At 59.5% G+C, this 15,985-nt stretch carries 12 protein-coding genes; all 12 read right to left on the minus strand.

Going from position 1 to position 15,985, the window contains the following annotated elements; all coding sequences use genetic code 11:
• Positions 1-39: 39 nt before the first annotated feature.
• Entirely contained in the window at positions 40-1,725 is a 1,686-nt protein-coding gene (locus ACYVIT_RS21175; protein ID WP_415804453.1) for a thiamine pyrophosphate-binding protein, read from the minus strand.
• Positions 1,726-1,743: 18 nt separating this feature from the next.
• Positions 1,744-2,964 carry an alpha-hydroxy acid oxidase gene (locus ACYVIT_RS21180; RefSeq protein WP_415804454.1) on the minus strand — a complete coding sequence of 407 codons (1,221 nt, stop codon included), beginning with the start codon at positions 2,962-2,964 and terminating at the stop codon, positions 1,744-1,746.
• Between the two features lies 1 nt (position 2,965).
• Positions 2,966-4,348: an MFS transporter gene (locus ACYVIT_RS21185; RefSeq protein ID WP_415804455.1), complete on the minus strand. Its 1,383-nt coding sequence runs from the start codon at positions 4,346-4,348 to the stop codon at positions 2,966-2,968.
• 55 nt (positions 4,349-4,403) lie between these two features.
• Positions 4,404-6,080 (minus strand): GMC family oxidoreductase, encoded by a 1,677-nt coding sequence (locus tag ACYVIT_RS21190; RefSeq protein ID WP_415804826.1) that lies wholly within the window; start codon positions 6,078-6,080, stop codon positions 4,404-4,406.
• 27 nt (positions 6,081-6,107) lie between these two features.
• A complete protein-coding gene (locus tag ACYVIT_RS21195) occupies positions 6,108-6,914 on the minus strand; it encodes an enoyl-CoA hydratase/isomerase family protein (protein ID WP_415804456.1) in 807 nt (268 codons plus the stop codon).
• Between the two features lie 69 nt (positions 6,915-6,983).
• Positions 6,984-7,592 carry a UbiX family flavin prenyltransferase gene (locus tag ACYVIT_RS21200; RefSeq protein ID WP_415804457.1) on the minus strand — a complete coding sequence of 203 codons (609 nt, stop codon included), beginning with the start codon at positions 7,590-7,592 and terminating at the stop codon, positions 6,984-6,986.
• A complete protein-coding gene (locus tag ACYVIT_RS21205; RefSeq protein ID WP_415804458.1) occupies positions 7,589-9,031 on the minus strand; it encodes a UbiD family decarboxylase in 1,443 nt (480 codons plus the stop codon). The genes ACYVIT_RS21200 and ACYVIT_RS21205 overlap by 4 nt, the downstream gene beginning before the upstream one ends.
• A gap of 42 nt (positions 9,032-9,073) precedes the next feature.
• Positions 9,074-10,621: an AMP-binding protein gene (locus ACYVIT_RS21210; RefSeq protein ID WP_415804459.1), complete on the minus strand. Its 1,548-nt coding sequence runs from the start codon at positions 10,619-10,621 to the stop codon at positions 9,074-9,076.
• Positions 10,622-10,623: 2 nt separating this feature from the next.
• Positions 10,624-11,136, minus strand: coding sequence for a (2Fe-2S)-binding protein (locus ACYVIT_RS21215; RefSeq protein ID WP_415804461.1), 513 nt, complete (start codon positions 11,134-11,136; stop codon positions 10,624-10,626).
• A complete protein-coding gene (locus tag ACYVIT_RS21220) occupies positions 11,133-11,981 on the minus strand; it encodes an FAD binding domain-containing protein (protein ID WP_415804462.1) in 849 nt (282 codons plus the stop codon). Before ACYVIT_RS21220 ends, ACYVIT_RS21215 begins: the two co-directional genes overlap by 4 nt.
• Positions 11,978-14,953: a xanthine dehydrogenase family protein molybdopterin-binding subunit gene (locus ACYVIT_RS21225; RefSeq protein ID WP_415804463.1), complete on the minus strand. Its 2,976-nt coding sequence runs from the start codon at positions 14,951-14,953 to the stop codon at positions 11,978-11,980. The genes ACYVIT_RS21220 and ACYVIT_RS21225 overlap by 4 nt, the downstream gene beginning before the upstream one ends.
• A gap of 36 nt (positions 14,954-14,989) precedes the next feature.
• Positions 14,990-15,964, minus strand: a complete 975-nt coding sequence (locus tag ACYVIT_RS21230) for a Bug family tripartite tricarboxylate transporter substrate binding protein (protein ID WP_415804464.1) — start codon at positions 15,962-15,964, stop codon at positions 14,990-14,992.
• Positions 15,965-15,985: the final 21 nt, after the last annotated feature.

Consider the following 15,985-nt stretch of genomic DNA (forward strand, 5'->3'; position numbering starts at 1 on the left):
CGAGCGCTAATTTGCCAGACGAAAGCCCTCGTAGGGCTGCTACTTTTGCGACTGAGCCCGCAAAGCCGTCAGAGTCGTACGAGGTGAAATGGCATCCTGACTGATGCACAGCTCGATCAGCGCCGGCTGCCCCGCCGTTCGTGCGCGCTCAAAAGTCGCGGCGAAATCCTCGGTGCGCTCGACCCGCTCGCCTGCCGCGCCGTAGGCACGCGCCAAGGTCACGAAATCCGGATTATGCAGATCAGTGGCGCACACCCTACCCGGGTAGTGACGTTCCTGGTGCATGCGAATGCTGCCGTACATGGCGTTATTGACCACGATAAAGATCACGTTCAGGCCATACTGCACCGCTGTCGCCATCTCTTGGCCATTCATGAGAAAGCACCCGTCCCCGGCAAAGCACACTACCGTGCGCTCCGGGTGACACAGCTTGGCCGCGATGGCCGCCGGCACCCCGTAGCCCATCGTGCCACTGGTAGGAGCCAGTTGGGTGCGTATGCCGCGATACTGGTAAAAACGTTGCACCCAGAGGGTGTAGTTGCCTGCACCGTTTGTAATGATGCTATCTGCCGGCAAGGTATCGCGCAGATACTTGACGGCTTCTGCCAGGTTCACGTCGCCCGGCATGGGTGTAGGCTCGAGATTGCGCAGATAATCCGCGCGAGCGTCCTCCGCCCAGGATGACCAGTTGCAATCAGCAGGCGCAGGCAACTGCGCCAATTGCATGGCAAAAGGCTCCATGCAGGAATTGATGGCCAGATCTGCTTGATAGACGCGGCCCAGTTCCTCGGCATCGGCATGGACATGGATAAGCCGCTGGCGCGGCCGTGGCACCTCAAACAAGGCATAGCCGTTTGTCGTGGTCTCGCCCAATCTCGGACCGATGGCAAGCACCAGGTCCGCATCGGCGATGCGCTTGGCCAGCTTGGGATCCATGCCCAGGCCGGCTTCGCCAATATAACGATCGTGACAATTGTCGATCAGATCCTGGCGGCGAAACGCGCAAGCGACAGGCAGTTGAAAAGTCTGAGCAAACGCGGCGACGTGCGCGCTGGCCTCTGCCGTCCAGCCGCCGCCACCTAACAGCACCAGAGGACGCTGAGCATGCATCAGCATGACAGTAAGCTCGGTCATCGCTTGCGCAGAAGGAGCCGCCTGTGCCAAACGATAGGCGGGCGCGTCCGCCACCATGACCTGTTCGGCCAACATGTCCTCGGGCAACGCCAACACCACGGGCCCCGGCCGTCCCGACATGGCGATATGAAAGGCTCGGCTGATGTATTCCGGAATACGGCGCGGGTCGTCGATCTGCTCGACCCATTTGGCAATGTGGCCGAACATGTGGCGATAGTCGATTTCCTGCCACGCCTCGCGTCCGAAACAATCTCGCGCTACCTGCCCGACAAAGACGATCAACGGCGTGGAATCCTGCCGGGCAGTGTGAATACCTATACTGGCATTGGTCGCCCCCGGTCCGCGCGTCACAAAGCAGATGCCGGGGCGGCCAGTGAGTTTTCCATAGGCCTCTGCCATATGGGCAGCGCCCCCTTCCTGGCGGCAAACGACCAATTGCATCACGTCCTGGCGTTCATAGAACGCATCGATTGCGGCGAGGAAGCTTTCCCCTGGCACACAAAACGCCGTGTCTACGCCGTGAATCCGCAGACTATCAACCAAAACTTGCCCACCCGTACGGGATACGGTTGTGTTGGCGGGAACATTCATTCATTGCTCCGAGAAGTATTAAAAAACCGCCGCGGGCACGGCAGGCATCAATGCATTCAGTTGGTTCAGCCCGGCGCTCACAGGCAGGTCAGCACGGCTTAAATAGGCAGGGCTCAAATCGGCGATATCGGGACACCCCAACAACGCAAGGTCTACATCAATTTCTCGGGTCAACAAGGCCAGTGCCTGAGCAACGCCGCTCTGCCCGCCGGCTGCCAATCCATACATGGCAGCACGGCCAATGAAAACGGCATCGGCGCCCAGCGCCATCGCCTTTAGCACATCGGTGCCACGCCGCACGCCACTATCTAGCAAGACAGTCAGCCCCGATGCGGCGGCCACGATTTCCGGCAACGCATCCAAAGGAGCAACAGCACCATCCAACTGGCGCCCTCCATGGTTGGATACGAATATTCCGTCCAAGCCCAACGCATGAGCATGTTGCGCATCCTGTACACGCAAGATTCCCTTTACCAACAGCGTGCCCGGCCAACGGTCCCGGATCCAAGCAATGTCATTCCAGGTCATCGCAGCACGGCCGGCTCTGTGATCGCCCTTGGCTGCGGCGATGATGGGACCGCCACGCTGTGCGGTGAAATTCTCGAAATGCGGCATGCCGCGCTTTAGCAAGGTCTGCGCAAAGGTCGACATCAACCAGCGCGGCCGAATCATGCCGCCACAAATCAAGCGTGGCGATAGCTTGAGTGGAATGCTGAAGCCATTGCGTAATTCGTTCTCACGCGCCGAGGCTATGGGTACATCTACCGTTACCACCAGCACCTTGACACCGGCATTCCACACTCTACGCAACAATGGCTCGATGACGTGCTTATCGGCAGGTAAATAGCCTTGATACCACATGTCCGGATTCGCTTGAGCCACCTTTTCCAATGGAGTGGTGGACGCCGCACTCAATACGAACGGAATCCCCGCTTCATACGACGCACGAGCCAAAGCCACGTCGCCCTCGAAGGCGCACAGGCCGGCAACGCCCATGGGACTGATCCCCAGAGGGGCATTGTATTGCCGGCCAAACAATGTGACGCCCAATTGCCGCTGCGACACATTGACCAGCGGCCGTGGCAGAAACCGCCAACGAGAAAATGCCTCGCGATTCGCCCGCATGGCGGTTTGATCTTCGCTGCCGCCATGTACATAGCCATAGATACTGGGCGGCAGGCGCCGTTGGGCGGCACGCTGCAGATCCGCAATTGACAACGCGCTGGGCCTGCACCACATGTCAGGCCTCTGCCTGGGCAGGCGCTGTTTGTTCCAGCCGACCGACGGTCTCCGGAATGATCAAAGCACCCAAGACAAACAATACGCTGATGGCGCCAGCGAATATGCCAAGGGTCGAGGGCAAATCAGCAGGCGTGGCCGCCACCAGCGACACGAATGTCGGCATCATGCCGCCTATCGCAAAACCGATATTCCACGACAGACCCGTACCGGTAGCGCGAATCGACGTCGGGAAGCGTTCATTGAGGAAAATCAGGATAGGCGCAAAACTGGCACAACCCAAACCAGCCAATAGCACTGCGTAGATCCCAAGCGCCATGGGCGTTTGCGCGGTTTGCATCGCGGAATATAAGGCAGGCAAACCAAAGATCTGCAATACGCCCACGGCCAGGAACGCACGCTTGCGACCTATAAACGTGCTCAAATGACCCACAATGATCGACACCACGACAACGATTGCAGAGCATGCCATCAGGATGTTGGCGGCAACATCGCTGGGCGCCTGATTGACGACTTTGAGAAAAGTCGGCAAATAGCCCGAGGTGAGGTAATAACCGCTGCCGCCACCAATGGTCAGCAGCAAATTGACGAACAGCACCGAACGGTATTCACCGGAAAACAGCGTGCGCACGGGGGATCGCACAGTGCCTGCCGTTACGTCGTGACGAGCCTGCTGCGCGCGTGCCGCTTTCTCGGCCGCAACCTTTTTCCACAACGGAGATTCCTCGAGGCGGTTGAAAATAAACAGGCCCAATACCGAACTGATGATGCCCGTAAAGAACATGCAGCGCCATCCCCAGACATCAAACTGATCTCCCGGAAAGATGTGCGACATCGCCATATAGACGAGAGACGCCAATAACGCGCCAATACCTGCGCCGCCGCCGCCGACCAACCCTGACACCGCTCCGCGATAGCGAGGCGAAACCGACTCCGTACCGATCGTATGCGTCGATGCGACCACGCCACCGACAAAGACGCCCTGCACCAAGCGCAACACAATGAACAACACCGGTGCCAATAGACCCACCTGCGCCACCGTGGGCAACAGGCCGAATGCAGCGGTGGAAAAACCGACGCCCACCACGGCCACGATCATGGCGCCTTTGCGCCCCTTTCGATCGGCGTAAGAACCGAACCACGCCGAGCCCAATGGCCGCATCAATAATGTCACCGCAAAAGAGGCATACACGGCAGCCAAAGACAGCATGGCGTGCTCCGAGGGGAAGAACAAGCGTCCCACTACCGGTGCCACATACAACAACACGAAAAGGTCAAACAGGTCGAGGGCCCATCCCATGCAAGAGGCAACCACGGCTCCCGCCACCTGCCTGTTGTTGCCTGCCTCGCTCTGCGATGCAGACTGCTGCACGCTTGTCGACATTTTTTTGCTCCTTTGGATGATTTGATTCGTAGCGACGAGAATTTTTCTATGCCGATCAGCGGATGGCGTCGGCGATCTTCTCGGCGATCATGATGGTTGGAATATTTGTATTGGCCGACGGCAAATGCGGCATCAATGACGCATCGACGACGCGTAGCCCCTGCGTGCCATGTACTCGGCCTTGGTTATCGGTCACGGCGCGAGCGTCAGTAGCTAACCCCATGCGGCACGTGCCGCTGGCATGCCACACACCGAACACCTGGCGGCGGATGAAAGCGGTCAATTCCTGCTCATTGCCCAGCAGATCCGACATCTTGCGTCCGCCGTTGAACGAACGGCTGATCAGAGCCCGGCGCAACGGTGCAGGAGCATCGAGCGCGAGGCCTAACACACGGGTCAGGCGCTCATTGGCCGGGGTATAACGGCTGAGCGCTTTGACGCGCGGCGAAAAAGCGGCGGGAAAGAAATCGCGTTCGTCCTGCCCCAGGCCGCTGGCCCGAACCGTGTTGGCCAGCAAGCGCACCCCCTGAATCAAGCGCGCTACATCGCGGGGATCGTCCAACAGATTCAGATCGACTCGGGGAGGCACATGGGGATCGGGCGACGTCAGTGAGAGCTGCCCACGCGAATAGGGCCGGTTGCACCATAGAAAAAACAAGCCCAGGCGATTGCCGAGCGCATGCCAGGCGGCTCGCGTTGCACTGGATAAGTAAAGATCGGCGTCCTCGCAATCGGCAACGCCTGAACTCACGCGTGCAGCCATCATGCTGGCGCGCCGGCGTGTCAGTGGCACACGAAATTGCGGAGCAAGAAAATGGCAGAACGTCAGTGAGGGATGATCCTGTAATTGCCGACCGACCCCGGGTAGATGCACCGTGCTGGAAATACCCAGGCGCGCCAGACTCTCAGCATCGCCGATACCCGCATGCATCAACAAGACCGGCGATTGCAACGCACCGGCGCAGACAATTACCTCGCGTGCCCGCACGGTAAAACGTTGTCCTGCAGCATCCCGCGCGACGACGCCACTGACCCGGACGCCCTCCATCAACAAACGCAGAACTCGGGTCTTGGCATATATCCGCAAATTAGAACGGCGCCGCGTGGCCTCGTCCAGATAACCAGTGGCTGCCGAGACACGCCGGTCATCTTCATTGGAAAACGCACCTGGAAAAAATCCATCCCCGAATTCCGCATTCTGATCTTGCATCAGCGGCAGGCCCTGACTGCGCAAGCCTTTGGCAAAAGCGTCGCAAAATGGCGGCCACTGAGCAGGCGATATGCGACGTATCGCAATGGGGCCGTCACCGCCATGCAGAGGATGATCGGGAAAATCGAGGTCGCGCTCCAGTTTGCGAAAATAGGGAAGCACGTCGTCCCACCCCCATCCTTGCGCACCGTCTTGCGCCCAGCCGTCGTAATCTCGCGGCAAGCCGCGATTGGCTGATTGGACGTTGATGCTGGAGCCGCCTCCCATCACGCGCCCTTGTTCATAGACTCGACGCGCTGCATTGCGAGTCGCGGCAGCGGTCAACTCGGGCCAGATCCAACGGTCGCCGCAGAACACCGGCATGGGATAGCTGTCCAGAATCTCAGCCGGCTCGGCCCCGGGTGGCGTATCCTCGCCGGCTTCGATCAAGGCGACACGGCAATCGGAGCGCTCTGATAACCGGCGAGCCAATACACAGCCGGCCGATCCACCGCCCACAATCACATAATCGAACGCCCCCATGACGGTGTCCATCTGGATTCCCCTGACTCAGCTGCCGCGAAACTTCGGAGCACGCTTGCCATGGAACGCCTCGACACCCTCACGGAAATCGTCCGAGCTGCGCAGACGGCTATAGCAGTGGCCCTCCAGCTCGATCGACGCCGATAATGATGCATCCTCAGTGTCATTGAGCAGTTTTTTCGCCGTGCGTTGAGCGATGGGAGAAAACGCCACCAACTCGGCCACTAGCTTGTCGGTCGCAGCCTCGAGTTCATTATCGGGCACCACCTCGGTCGCCAATCCCCAATCGTAGGCTTGCTGCCCGCTGATACGGCGAGAACGCATGACCACGTCTTTGGTGCGCGTAATGCCGACCATTTTCTGCAAACGTGCCGATCCGCCCGAGCCCGGAATCTGGCCCAGCTTTTGCTCCGGCAAGGCATATAGTGTTGTCTCACTGGCGATACGGAAATCGCACGCCAGCGAGATTTCGAAACCGACACCAAAGCAATAGCCGCGATTCGCGACGATCACGGGTTTGCTACAACGTGCTGGCGCGGCAATGTTCCAGGCCAACTTCGATACGTGTTCCGGGGAAGCCTCGAGAAATCCCTTGATGTCGCCGCCGCTGGAAAAGTGTTCACCCTCGGCACGTAAAACGATGACCCGGACTCGCTCGTCGTCGTCCAATGCCTCAAAGACCACGCGCAGTTGGTCACGTTGCGGCATGGAGATGACATTCAATGGAGGTCGGTTCAAGATGATGTCGGCGCGCTGTTTTTCTTCGTTGATCTCTACGCGAAAACCGTCGATATTTGCCAACAGGTCATGAGCGGGATGTCGCAAAGTTGTCATGGCGGTAAAACTCCTTCGAAATGAATTCCGTAATACATTGATCGAAACAGGCCCTCGATCGCAAAGATGTCAGGCTTCCTGGTTTACTAAGGGTTTGCGAAGTCCATCCCAGCGCTCTAGCAGATGGGAGTGCTTGATACCGAAGAGATCCAGCACACGTCCCACGGTGTGATTCACCACATCGTCCAGGGACTTTGGTTGGTTATAGAAAGCCGGAACGGGAGGGCAAACGATCGCTCCCATTTCGGTGACACTGGTCATGTTGCGCAGATGCGCCAGATTCAACGGCGTCTCGCGTGCCAGCAACACCACGCGGCGCCGCTCCTTGAGGGCGACGTCCGCGGCGCGGCTGACCAGGTTGTCTGCCATTCCCAGTGCGACGGAGGCCAGCGTCTTCATCGAGCAAGGTGCAATCACCATGCCGTCGGTGGCAAACGATCCGCTGGATATTGACGCACCAATGTCCTTGACGCTATGCACCACGTCGGCCAGGCTTTCTATCTCGGAACGCTTCATCGACAGTTCCTGCGCAGCAGTCAGCGCCCCCGAACTGGACATCACCAGATGGCTTTCCCATTCCGGGTGACGACGTAACTCCTGCAAGATGCGCACGCCATAGATGGCGCCGCTGGCGCCGGTAATGGCAACGACTAGACGTCTGCGAATAGACTCAGTCATGATTGGGTCAACGAAGTGAAATCGACACGCCGTCCTGACTCAATCCAGGTAGCGAGGTCTATCGAGTCTTCGCCAGGCACGCGCACTCGAGTGAAGGTGTGCTCGTGATAGGTCACGGGCCGGGTGGCGTCCAGGCCGAGTTTTGCGCTCAGGCCCTGTTCGTGCACGGGCGCCACTCCATCTCCGGCGCTCACCGTGGTCGAAGGATCCAGCGCGGAACCTTGCGCGCCGCTGATCATCACCATATCGCGGTCCGCCTGAAAACGTGTTGCCACGGCCCATTCGACTTGCTGGGGATCGTGGACCTCGACATCCTCGTCCACAACGATCACTTGTTTGATGTCATAGTGGGCACCAAAGGCACACAAGATGACATTTTTTGGCTGTCCCTCATGCGTTTTGCGCAATTTGACGTAGAGGTGATAACGCCCCACTCCGCCTATCGACAGATGGACGTCCAGGACGTTCGGGAAACTGCGCTGCAGATGGGCGAGTAATGTGGCTTCACGCGGAATGGAACCCAGCAACAAGTGCTCCATTTCTGCCGGTACGATGGTATGGAATATCGGCGCCTGCCTATGGGTGATCGCATCGACGGCGATGACCTCGCGCTGTTCGCGTGCACTGTAGTAACGAGGGAACTCGCCGAATGGCCCCTCCATCTCGCGCTCGTCACATAGAATGCGGCCTTCGATGACGATTTCCGCATCCGCGGGCACATGCACATCGTTGGTCAAGCACTGCGCCACACGCAACGGACGGCCATGCAACGCGCCGGCGATTTCCAACTCGTCGTAATCAATCTGCGTAATTGCCTGCGAAGCCAACAACGTCAAAGGATCGGCTCCGATGACGATCGCAATCGGCAGATCCTCTCCACGCCGCTGCGCCTCTCTGTAAAAGGCATACAGATGACGTGGCAGCATCAGGATCGCCATGCGATCTTTGCCATGCACCTGGATACGGTTGATGGACACGTTTTGAACGCCTGTCGCGGGATTGCGCGCAATCACCATACCCGCCGTGATGTATGGGCCGTTGTCGTGTTCGCTGTGGGTGGGAACGGGCAACACTGCACGCACATCAGGCTGCTGGTGCACAACCTGTTGGCACGGAGCCTCCGCCTGCGACACCAACTGACTGGGCAAGGGCTGCTCGGCAGCCCTGCGGAAGGTGGCCAACAGCTCGGACTCCGCCACGCCCATGGCCTCTGCAATCCATGAACGGCGCGCCATAAAACCGGAGACGACGGGAACGCTGTGACCATCTGGTTGCGGAAAATAGGCCGCCCGCCGGCCGTCCAGGAGCTTGGCGATCGCCACGAGTTCATGTTCAAGAGCAGCCCCCGGCTTTATAACGGCCAGCCGGTCTGTGGCGGACAAGTGGCTGAGCCAGCCACGCAGGTCGGTGTGTACGGTTTTGCGAGCTTCAGAAATCATGATATTCAATTCGACGTTGTCATGGGCGGGATCGGCCGCCGATTATTTGGATCCGGACTCGGCAGCGGCATCGGCCACGTACTCACCCGCGGTCAGCTTGCGGCGCAACACTTTTCCCACAGGCGACTTTGGAATTTCATTGACGAACACATACTCACGCGGCCGCTTGAAATTGAGCAGATCGGAGCGGCGGCAATGAGCGTCCAATTCCGTAGCCTCTACGGAAGTTTTACGCTTGACGAAGGCCACGACGCGCTGTCCCCAACGCTCGTCTGGCATGCCCGCCACAGCCACTTCGTCAACCGCCGGATGCAAAGACAGCACCGACTCGATATCGACGGGAGAGATGTTTTCCCCGCCGCTGATGATCATGTCGTCCACGCGTCCCGTGACGAACAGGTCGCCGTCGTTATCGATGTAGCCCGTGTCGCCTGTGCGATACCATCCATTGCGTATGGATTTGGCATCGGCGTCGGGGCGGTTCCAGTAGCCCTCGAAGGCCTCGTCGCCGGCGAGATCCGCAATGATCTGGCCCTCCTCTCCGGGGGCAGCGAGCTTATCCGGGTCGTCGGCACCCAAGGCAATCACGCGTAGCCGGGTATTGATGCCGGCCTTGCCGGCACTGCCCGGTTTGCGCGTCGCATCGGCATCGACGGCAAAGGTGTAAACCTCGGAGGAACCGTAGTGATTGACGAACAGCTTCGGCTCGAAAACACGGTTCAGGCGCTGAAGCAACGCGTCGTGCATCGGCGCACCAGCAAAGCCCAGTTTGCTGACGGACGAAACGTCGGTCCGGCGCTGCTCCAGGCAGGTCAACATGTCGTGATACAGCGTGGGAACCAAATACAAACAACTCAGACGATGTTGTTCAATCGCCTGCAAGGTCAAGGCCGGGTCAAATTTCGGCATGCACACGAATAGCCCATCCACCAGTGCCATGGCCAGCAGCGAACGCACACCCATGGTGTGATACAGCGGCATGACACCCAATGTGCGTTCACCACGGCCATATAGATTCTGTGCGACATGAGCCAACGCTGCGGCACGCTCGTGGCGGTGACGACGGGGCACACCCTTGGGCTTTCCAGTCGTACCTGATGTGTACAGCATCAGAGAAAAGTCGTCCGCGTTCGCCTCTGGCACTAATGCCGCGCCCCGATGCTCCTCGATCAGAGAGGCGAAACGAATGCAGTCTGCCGCTACGGCGCCGACAGCCACGGTCTGCACGTTACATTGAGCGGCGGCCGGCACGACAGCCTCGGCGCTGATTGGCTCGAAGAATACCGCGCGGACATCTGCATCCTGAATGCAATAGACGACCTCGTCTTCTTTGGCGCGCCAATTCAGCGGTGTCACCACCACGCCGAGAAATTGGCAAGCCCAATGCAGCGTAGCCATCTCATAGCGATTCTGCAGCACAACCAGGACGCGATCCCCTGGGCCCAAACCCATTCCCTTCAGGCCTGCGACCAGCGCAGCAATATCATCGTGCCATTGAGCATAGCTGCATACTCTGTCCCCATCGGCGACAGCCAACGCGCCAGGACTACGCTCGACGCTTTGTAAAAAGGTCCTTCCAAGATCCAGCATGTTCACTCCGCTTTCAGTGAGGCTTCGCGTCGTTCGGCCGCCGTTTCCAGGACCGCCTTGACGATATTCGTGTAGCCCGTGCACCGGCATAGATGCCCCGACAGCATGTCGCGCACCTCTTGCTCGGTCGGGTCGGGATTGCGTTTCAAGTAATCCTGGCAGGACATCAGGATCCCTGCGGTACAGAAACCACATTGCAGAGCGTGATTCCGGCGAAATGCGCGCTGCAGATCATTCAGATCCCGTTCGTCATTGGCCAGCCCCTCGACCGTGTCGATGCAGCGGCCTTCGGCCTGCACCGCCAATGTCATGCATGCACGCCCGGCCACCCCATCAATGAGCACCGTGCAAGCCCCACATACGCCGTGCTCGCAGCCTACGTGCGTGCCCGTCGCCCCCAATCCATGGCGCAGATGGTCGGACAGCAAGGTCCGCGGCTCGCAGGCTGCGCGGCGTGGCTGGCCATTCAAAATGAACGACACGACGTGGGTCTCTTCGCGGCTTAATCGTTTCATGAATTTCCCCCGATCATCTCGTGGTCACTGCCGGCAACTTTCTGCAATACACGTGCGCCCAGCGTGCGTACCAAATGACGGCGGAATATCGCGGACGCGTGTGCATCGTCCTGCGCATCCAGTTGCCAGGCAAAGTCATTCAGAGCGGTTTCCAGATCGGATCCCTTCAGCCTGGGCCATCGCCGCACGGCAGGCCTGTCGGCGACGCCACCGACCGCCAGTGTCAACTGCTTATCGTCGGCTACCGCCGCGACGGAAACGATGGCGAAATCGCCATGTCGCGAAGAGAACTCGTCAAAGGCATAGCGTGTGTCTGGCCGCGCCATGGGATAGCGCACTGCCTCGACAATTTCATCGGCGGCCCGCGCAGTCATCAACATGCCCTGGAAAAACTCCTCCGCGGGCAGCACGCGCTGCTTGCGGCGCGTGCGTAACAGCACCTCGCCTCCCAAAGCGGCCAACACCAATGGCAGTTCCGCGCTGGGATCGGCATGCGCAACAGATCCACAGACTGTGCCGCGATTGCGAATCTGGAAATGCGAGATGAAAGGGATTGCCTGCGCCAACATGGGTACTTCGTTATGCAGATTCGCACGCCACTCCACCTTTGCCTGCGTCGCGGCAGCGCCTACTGTCAACCAACCGTTTTCCGCTTTGACATAGTCCAGATCGGCGGCGCGGGAAATATCGATCAACGCTCCCGGCTGGGCCAAGCGCATGTTCAACACGGCCATCAACGATTGGCCGCCGGCCAGAATGCGACCATCGGAGCCCAGTTCGGCCAAGACATCGACGGCATCTTGTGCACTGTCAGCGCGTATGTAATCAAAGGCTTGCGGCTTCATGATTTGCGTTCCCAACGGTCGAGCAACCGTCGCCACCAGGAGGGCTTGGTCTCGCCAGCGGCCTGCCGACCCAATTGATCGAAAAGTTGGCGCAGCACGATGCGGGCCGCGCCCTCCAACATCCGTCCGCCCACTGCGGCGACTTTGCCTGAGACTTCAGCTTCGTAGTCGTAACTCAGCAAGGTGCCGGCGCCGTCGACGGCCAACGTCACCAGGCCGCTGCCCTTGGCCGTGCCCACGCTGGAGATACCCGTCCCGGACAGACGCAGGCTATGCGGCGGGTTCAGATCGGACAAGGCGACCTCGGCGGCATAACGCGCTTTGATCATTCCCACGCCCACGGTGACATCTGCGCGATAGCGGTTATCACCGTTCGGAGTCAGAGCATTGCAGCCGGGGATAACTTTGGCCAACGCTGCCGGATCCATCAACACGGCGTAGACGGCTTCGGGTGTTGCCGCCAATCTCACTTCGCCACTGGCCGACAGGGATTTACCGCCTTTCGCTGATGCCTTGGGTATTGCCTGCGACCCAGCGGAGGGCGGCGGGTCTGCCATACCCATCAATGCCATGACTTTAGAGGGCGTCAGCGGCAAGGTCACATCACTGACGCCCAGCGCATCGGCTACGGCATTGGCGACACAGACTGGCGTACTCATGTTGTTGCCCTCGCCCAAGCCTTTTGCGCCCAGCGGGGTGAAAGGACTGGGCGTTTCCATGTGCAATATCACTGGCTCTGGAACTTCGCAGGTCGTGGGCACGAGATAATCCGCAAAGGTTCCGGACTGGAAGCTGCCGTCCTGACCGTAGCGGAACTCTTCCATCAGTGCTGCGCCCAGGCCTTGAGCAAATGCACCGCGGATCTGGCCGTCTGCCAGTGCAGGATTGAGGATACGGCCGGCGTCATGCGTGGTGATGTAGCGGTCAATATGTACGCGCCCGGTGACGCGGTCGACTTCAACTGCACATACGTCAAAAGCGAAACCGTAAGCGGCAGAGGTATTGACGCGGTCTTGATCATCTGGCGCAGTCAGCTGCGGCGGCGTCCAGAACACGGTCTCGCGCAAACCTGGTTCAACCCCCTCGGGTAGCAGCGCCGGGGCCCAGTGCGGATTGGCGGCCAGACGGGTAAACGGCTGAGCCGCTTCGGGACGATTGCGCGGCGCGATTTTCCCTTCGGCGAAGATAATCTCGTCGGTCTGGCAGCCGAGTTGCGACGCAGCGATGCTCGCCAGCTTGTCGCGCAACCTGCACGCTGCCAGATGCACGGTGCCGGCAACCGCCCCTGCAAAACGACTGGAATAGTTCCCCGCCGCTACGGACCAACCGTCTTTCTGGGTATCGAACTCGATATTGACGGTGACGTTATCTGGGTCGACACCCAGCACATCGGCGACGATCTGCGCACACACAGTTTTGTGTCCCTGTCCTGCCGGTGCCGATGCGATCACCACGCTGACGCCCCCCAGGGGATCCACCGCCACCGTCGCTGCGGCAATGGCGCCGTTCTTGGGTCCGGCCTTCTCACGAGCCTCGCGCGGCATCACCGTCGTGATATAGCCCATATTGGAGATCGATGGCTCGACGATCGCCGCGTAGCCGATACCGTACAACCCGCCACGAGCGCGTACTTCATCACGACGCGCCAGCAATTGATCCAGTCCGCCTTCGTTGCGGACCAAATCGAGCGCTCCCTGATAGTTCCCCGAATCGATCAAGGCACCAGCCGCGGCCCTATAGGGAAAAGCATCTGCCGCAATGAAGTTCCGGCGATACAGTTCCAGTGGGTCGATACTCAGCTGCTGCGCGATACGCTGCATCAGGCGTTCAAGCGCGAAATACACCTGCGGGCCGCCGAAACCGCGCACCAGGCCTGCGGGCGTCTTGTTGGTCAGCACCACGCGGTTACGCACGGCCAGGTTGCGAATATCGTAGGCGCCCGTGAGACAGCCATGCATGCGATAGAACGTAGCGGGCTCGGGCGCTCGCAGATAACCGCCGCAATCATCGAATTGATCGAAGGACAGTGCGGTAATGCGGCCATCTGCATCGACGGCTGCCTCGATATGCGCCAAGCGCCCGGTCGCCGAGGTTGCGGCCGCCAAATGTTCCAGCCTGTCTTCGACCCACTTTACCGGTGCGCCTGCCTTGCGTGACGCCAGGCACATCAACACCGCGTACGGAAACACGGCCTGCTTCACACCAAAGCTGCCTCCCGAATCCGCGAAGGTGCGATGCCGCAGCCGATTGCCGGGGACTTTGAGGGCCAACGCCATTACGGTATGCAGCGAGAATGGCCCCATGAAATTGGACTGCACGTCGTAGCCGTCCTGCACCGACAGGTACTCGGCGACCACCACTGCACACTCGATAGGCGTGCAGGAATTGCGAGGATAACGTACCGTCAACCCGATTCGATGTGCCGCAGCGGCAAAGGCGGCTTCCGGATCGCCATAATGAAAGGAGCGATCGCTCACGATATTGCTGCCGACCTTTTCGTGCAGGACTGGCGCATCGTCCGCAATGGCATCATCAATCGAGACGGCTGCGCCTAACGGCTCATAAGCGACCTGGATCAGATCCACGCCGTCTTCTGCGAGGTACCTGTTTTCCGCTATCACAACGGCGACGGGTTCGCCCACGTAACGTACATGGTCAATGGCGAGCGACCATTGCTCCATCGGTTGTTTGACCCCGACGACAAATGGGCGTGACCACGCCGCGAGGTCCGGTCCGGTCAACACTGCACGTACACCCGGTAAGGCCAGGGCTCGCGTACTGTCGATACCGGTCAATTTCGCATGAGCATGTGGCGAACGCACGATGGCGGCATGCAGGGTGCCCGGGCGTAACGCGGCATCGTCGCCATACTGACCACGTCCGGTCAGTATGGCCTGGTCCTCTACCCGTTGCCGCCGCGTTCCGACATGCTTACGTGTCGCGTCCAGCGTCGATTGATTGCTTGCGTCCATATTGTTGCTACCAAGCGTAGAGATGTTCCATATGTGTCACTCTGCCTTGATCCCGGCGCGTTCGATGACAGCGCCCCAGGTCTTCAGTTGCTGAGCGTAAAAATCGTGGAAACTCTGCACCGAGCCACCGACCGGCTCAACGCCCTGATCCGCGAAGATTTTTTTGACCTCCGGCGATTTCAAAGCTTGATTCAAGACCTCGTTCAAGCGTTCGACAATGGGCGCAGGTGTGCCTGCCGGGGCGGCCAGGCCGTACCAGACGGATACGCCAAAGCCGGGATAGCCTTGCTCGGCCACGGTGGGGATGTCGGGCGCGAGCGGTGAACGGTTATCGCTGGTCACGGCCAGGGCTCGTTCTTTGCCGGCTCTCATTTGCGGCAAAGCGCTGGGCGCGTTGTCGAACATAACGTCGACCTCACCGCCAAGCAGTGCGGTCACCATCTGCGAACTGCCTTTGTAGGGCACATGCATGGCCGAGATCTTGGCGACCTCTTCGAAGTACGCCATGGTCAGATGATTTGAGGTGCCGATCCCTGCTGTGGCGTAATTCATCTGGCCCGGCTTCTGTTGCGCCTGTTTGACAAAATCGGCCAGTGTTTGCATCGGTGAATCCGCCTTTACCACCAGAAAATTAGGTGTCTGGGCGCCGACGATAATGGGAGAGAAATCTTTCTGCCCATCGTAGGGCAGCTTTTTGTACAAGAACGTATTCGCGACCAGAGGAAAACCGACGACGGTCAGGGTATAGCCGTCCGGTGCGGCGCGAGCGCCTTGCTCGGTGCCGACGATCGTGCCTGCTCCGGGTTTGTTTTCGACGATAAAGGGTTGCCCCAGCGCCTCTTGCAGTTTCTTTGAAAACAGACGCGCCATCGTGTCGTTGAAACCGCCTGGCGTGTACGGCACGATGATCCGTACGGCTTTTTCGGGATAGGCGGCCTCGACCGCTGTGGCATGTCCAGCCGCCAGTCCCAGTATTGCTGCCGCGGCATACCGCCCTATCGTTTTAATCATGAATAGTCTCCGTGGTGCGGG

The sequence above is a fragment of the Bordetella muralis genome (assembly GCF_054781015.1).

Coding starts and splice junctions, on each gene's coding strand:
- ACYVIT_RS21175 (WP_415804453.1), bottom strand. CDS start 1,725: ATGAATGTTCCCGCCAACACAACCGTATCCCGTACGGGTGGGCAAGTT.
- ACYVIT_RS21180 (WP_415804454.1), bottom strand. CDS start 2,964: ATGTGGTGCAGGCCCAGCGCGTTGTCAATTGCGGATCTGCAGCGTGCC.
- ACYVIT_RS21185 (WP_415804455.1), bottom strand. CDS start 4,348: ATGTCGACAAGCGTGCAGCAGTCTGCATCGCAGAGCGAGGCAGGCAAC.
- ACYVIT_RS21190 (WP_415804826.1), bottom strand. CDS start 6,080: ATGGGGGCGTTCGATTATGTGATTGTGGGCGGTGGATCGGCCGGCTGT.
- ACYVIT_RS21195 (WP_415804456.1), bottom strand. CDS start 6,914: ATGACAACTTTGCGACATCCCGCTCATGACCTGTTGGCAAATATCGAC.
- ACYVIT_RS21200 (WP_415804457.1), bottom strand. CDS start 7,592: ATGACTGAGTCTATTCGCAGACGTCTAGTCGTTGCCATTACCGGCGCC.
- ACYVIT_RS21205 (WP_415804458.1), bottom strand. CDS start 9,031: ATGATTTCTGAAGCTCGCAAAACCGTACACACCGACCTGCGTGGCTGG.
- ACYVIT_RS21210 (WP_415804459.1), bottom strand. CDS start 10,621: ATGCTGGATCTTGGAAGGACCTTTTTACAAAGCGTCGAGCGTAGTCCT.
- ACYVIT_RS21215 (WP_415804461.1), bottom strand. CDS start 11,136: ATGAAACGATTAAGCCGCGAAGAGACCCACGTCGTGTCGTTCATTTTG.
- ACYVIT_RS21220 (WP_415804462.1), bottom strand. CDS start 11,981: ATGAAGCCGCAAGCCTTTGATTACATACGCGCTGACAGTGCACAAGAT.
- ACYVIT_RS21225 (WP_415804463.1), bottom strand. CDS start 14,953: ATGGACGCAAGCAATCAATCGACGCTGGACGCGACACGTAAGCATGTC.
- ACYVIT_RS21230 (WP_415804464.1), bottom strand. CDS start 15,964: ATGATTAAAACGATAGGGCGGTATGCCGCGGCAGCAATACTGGGACTG.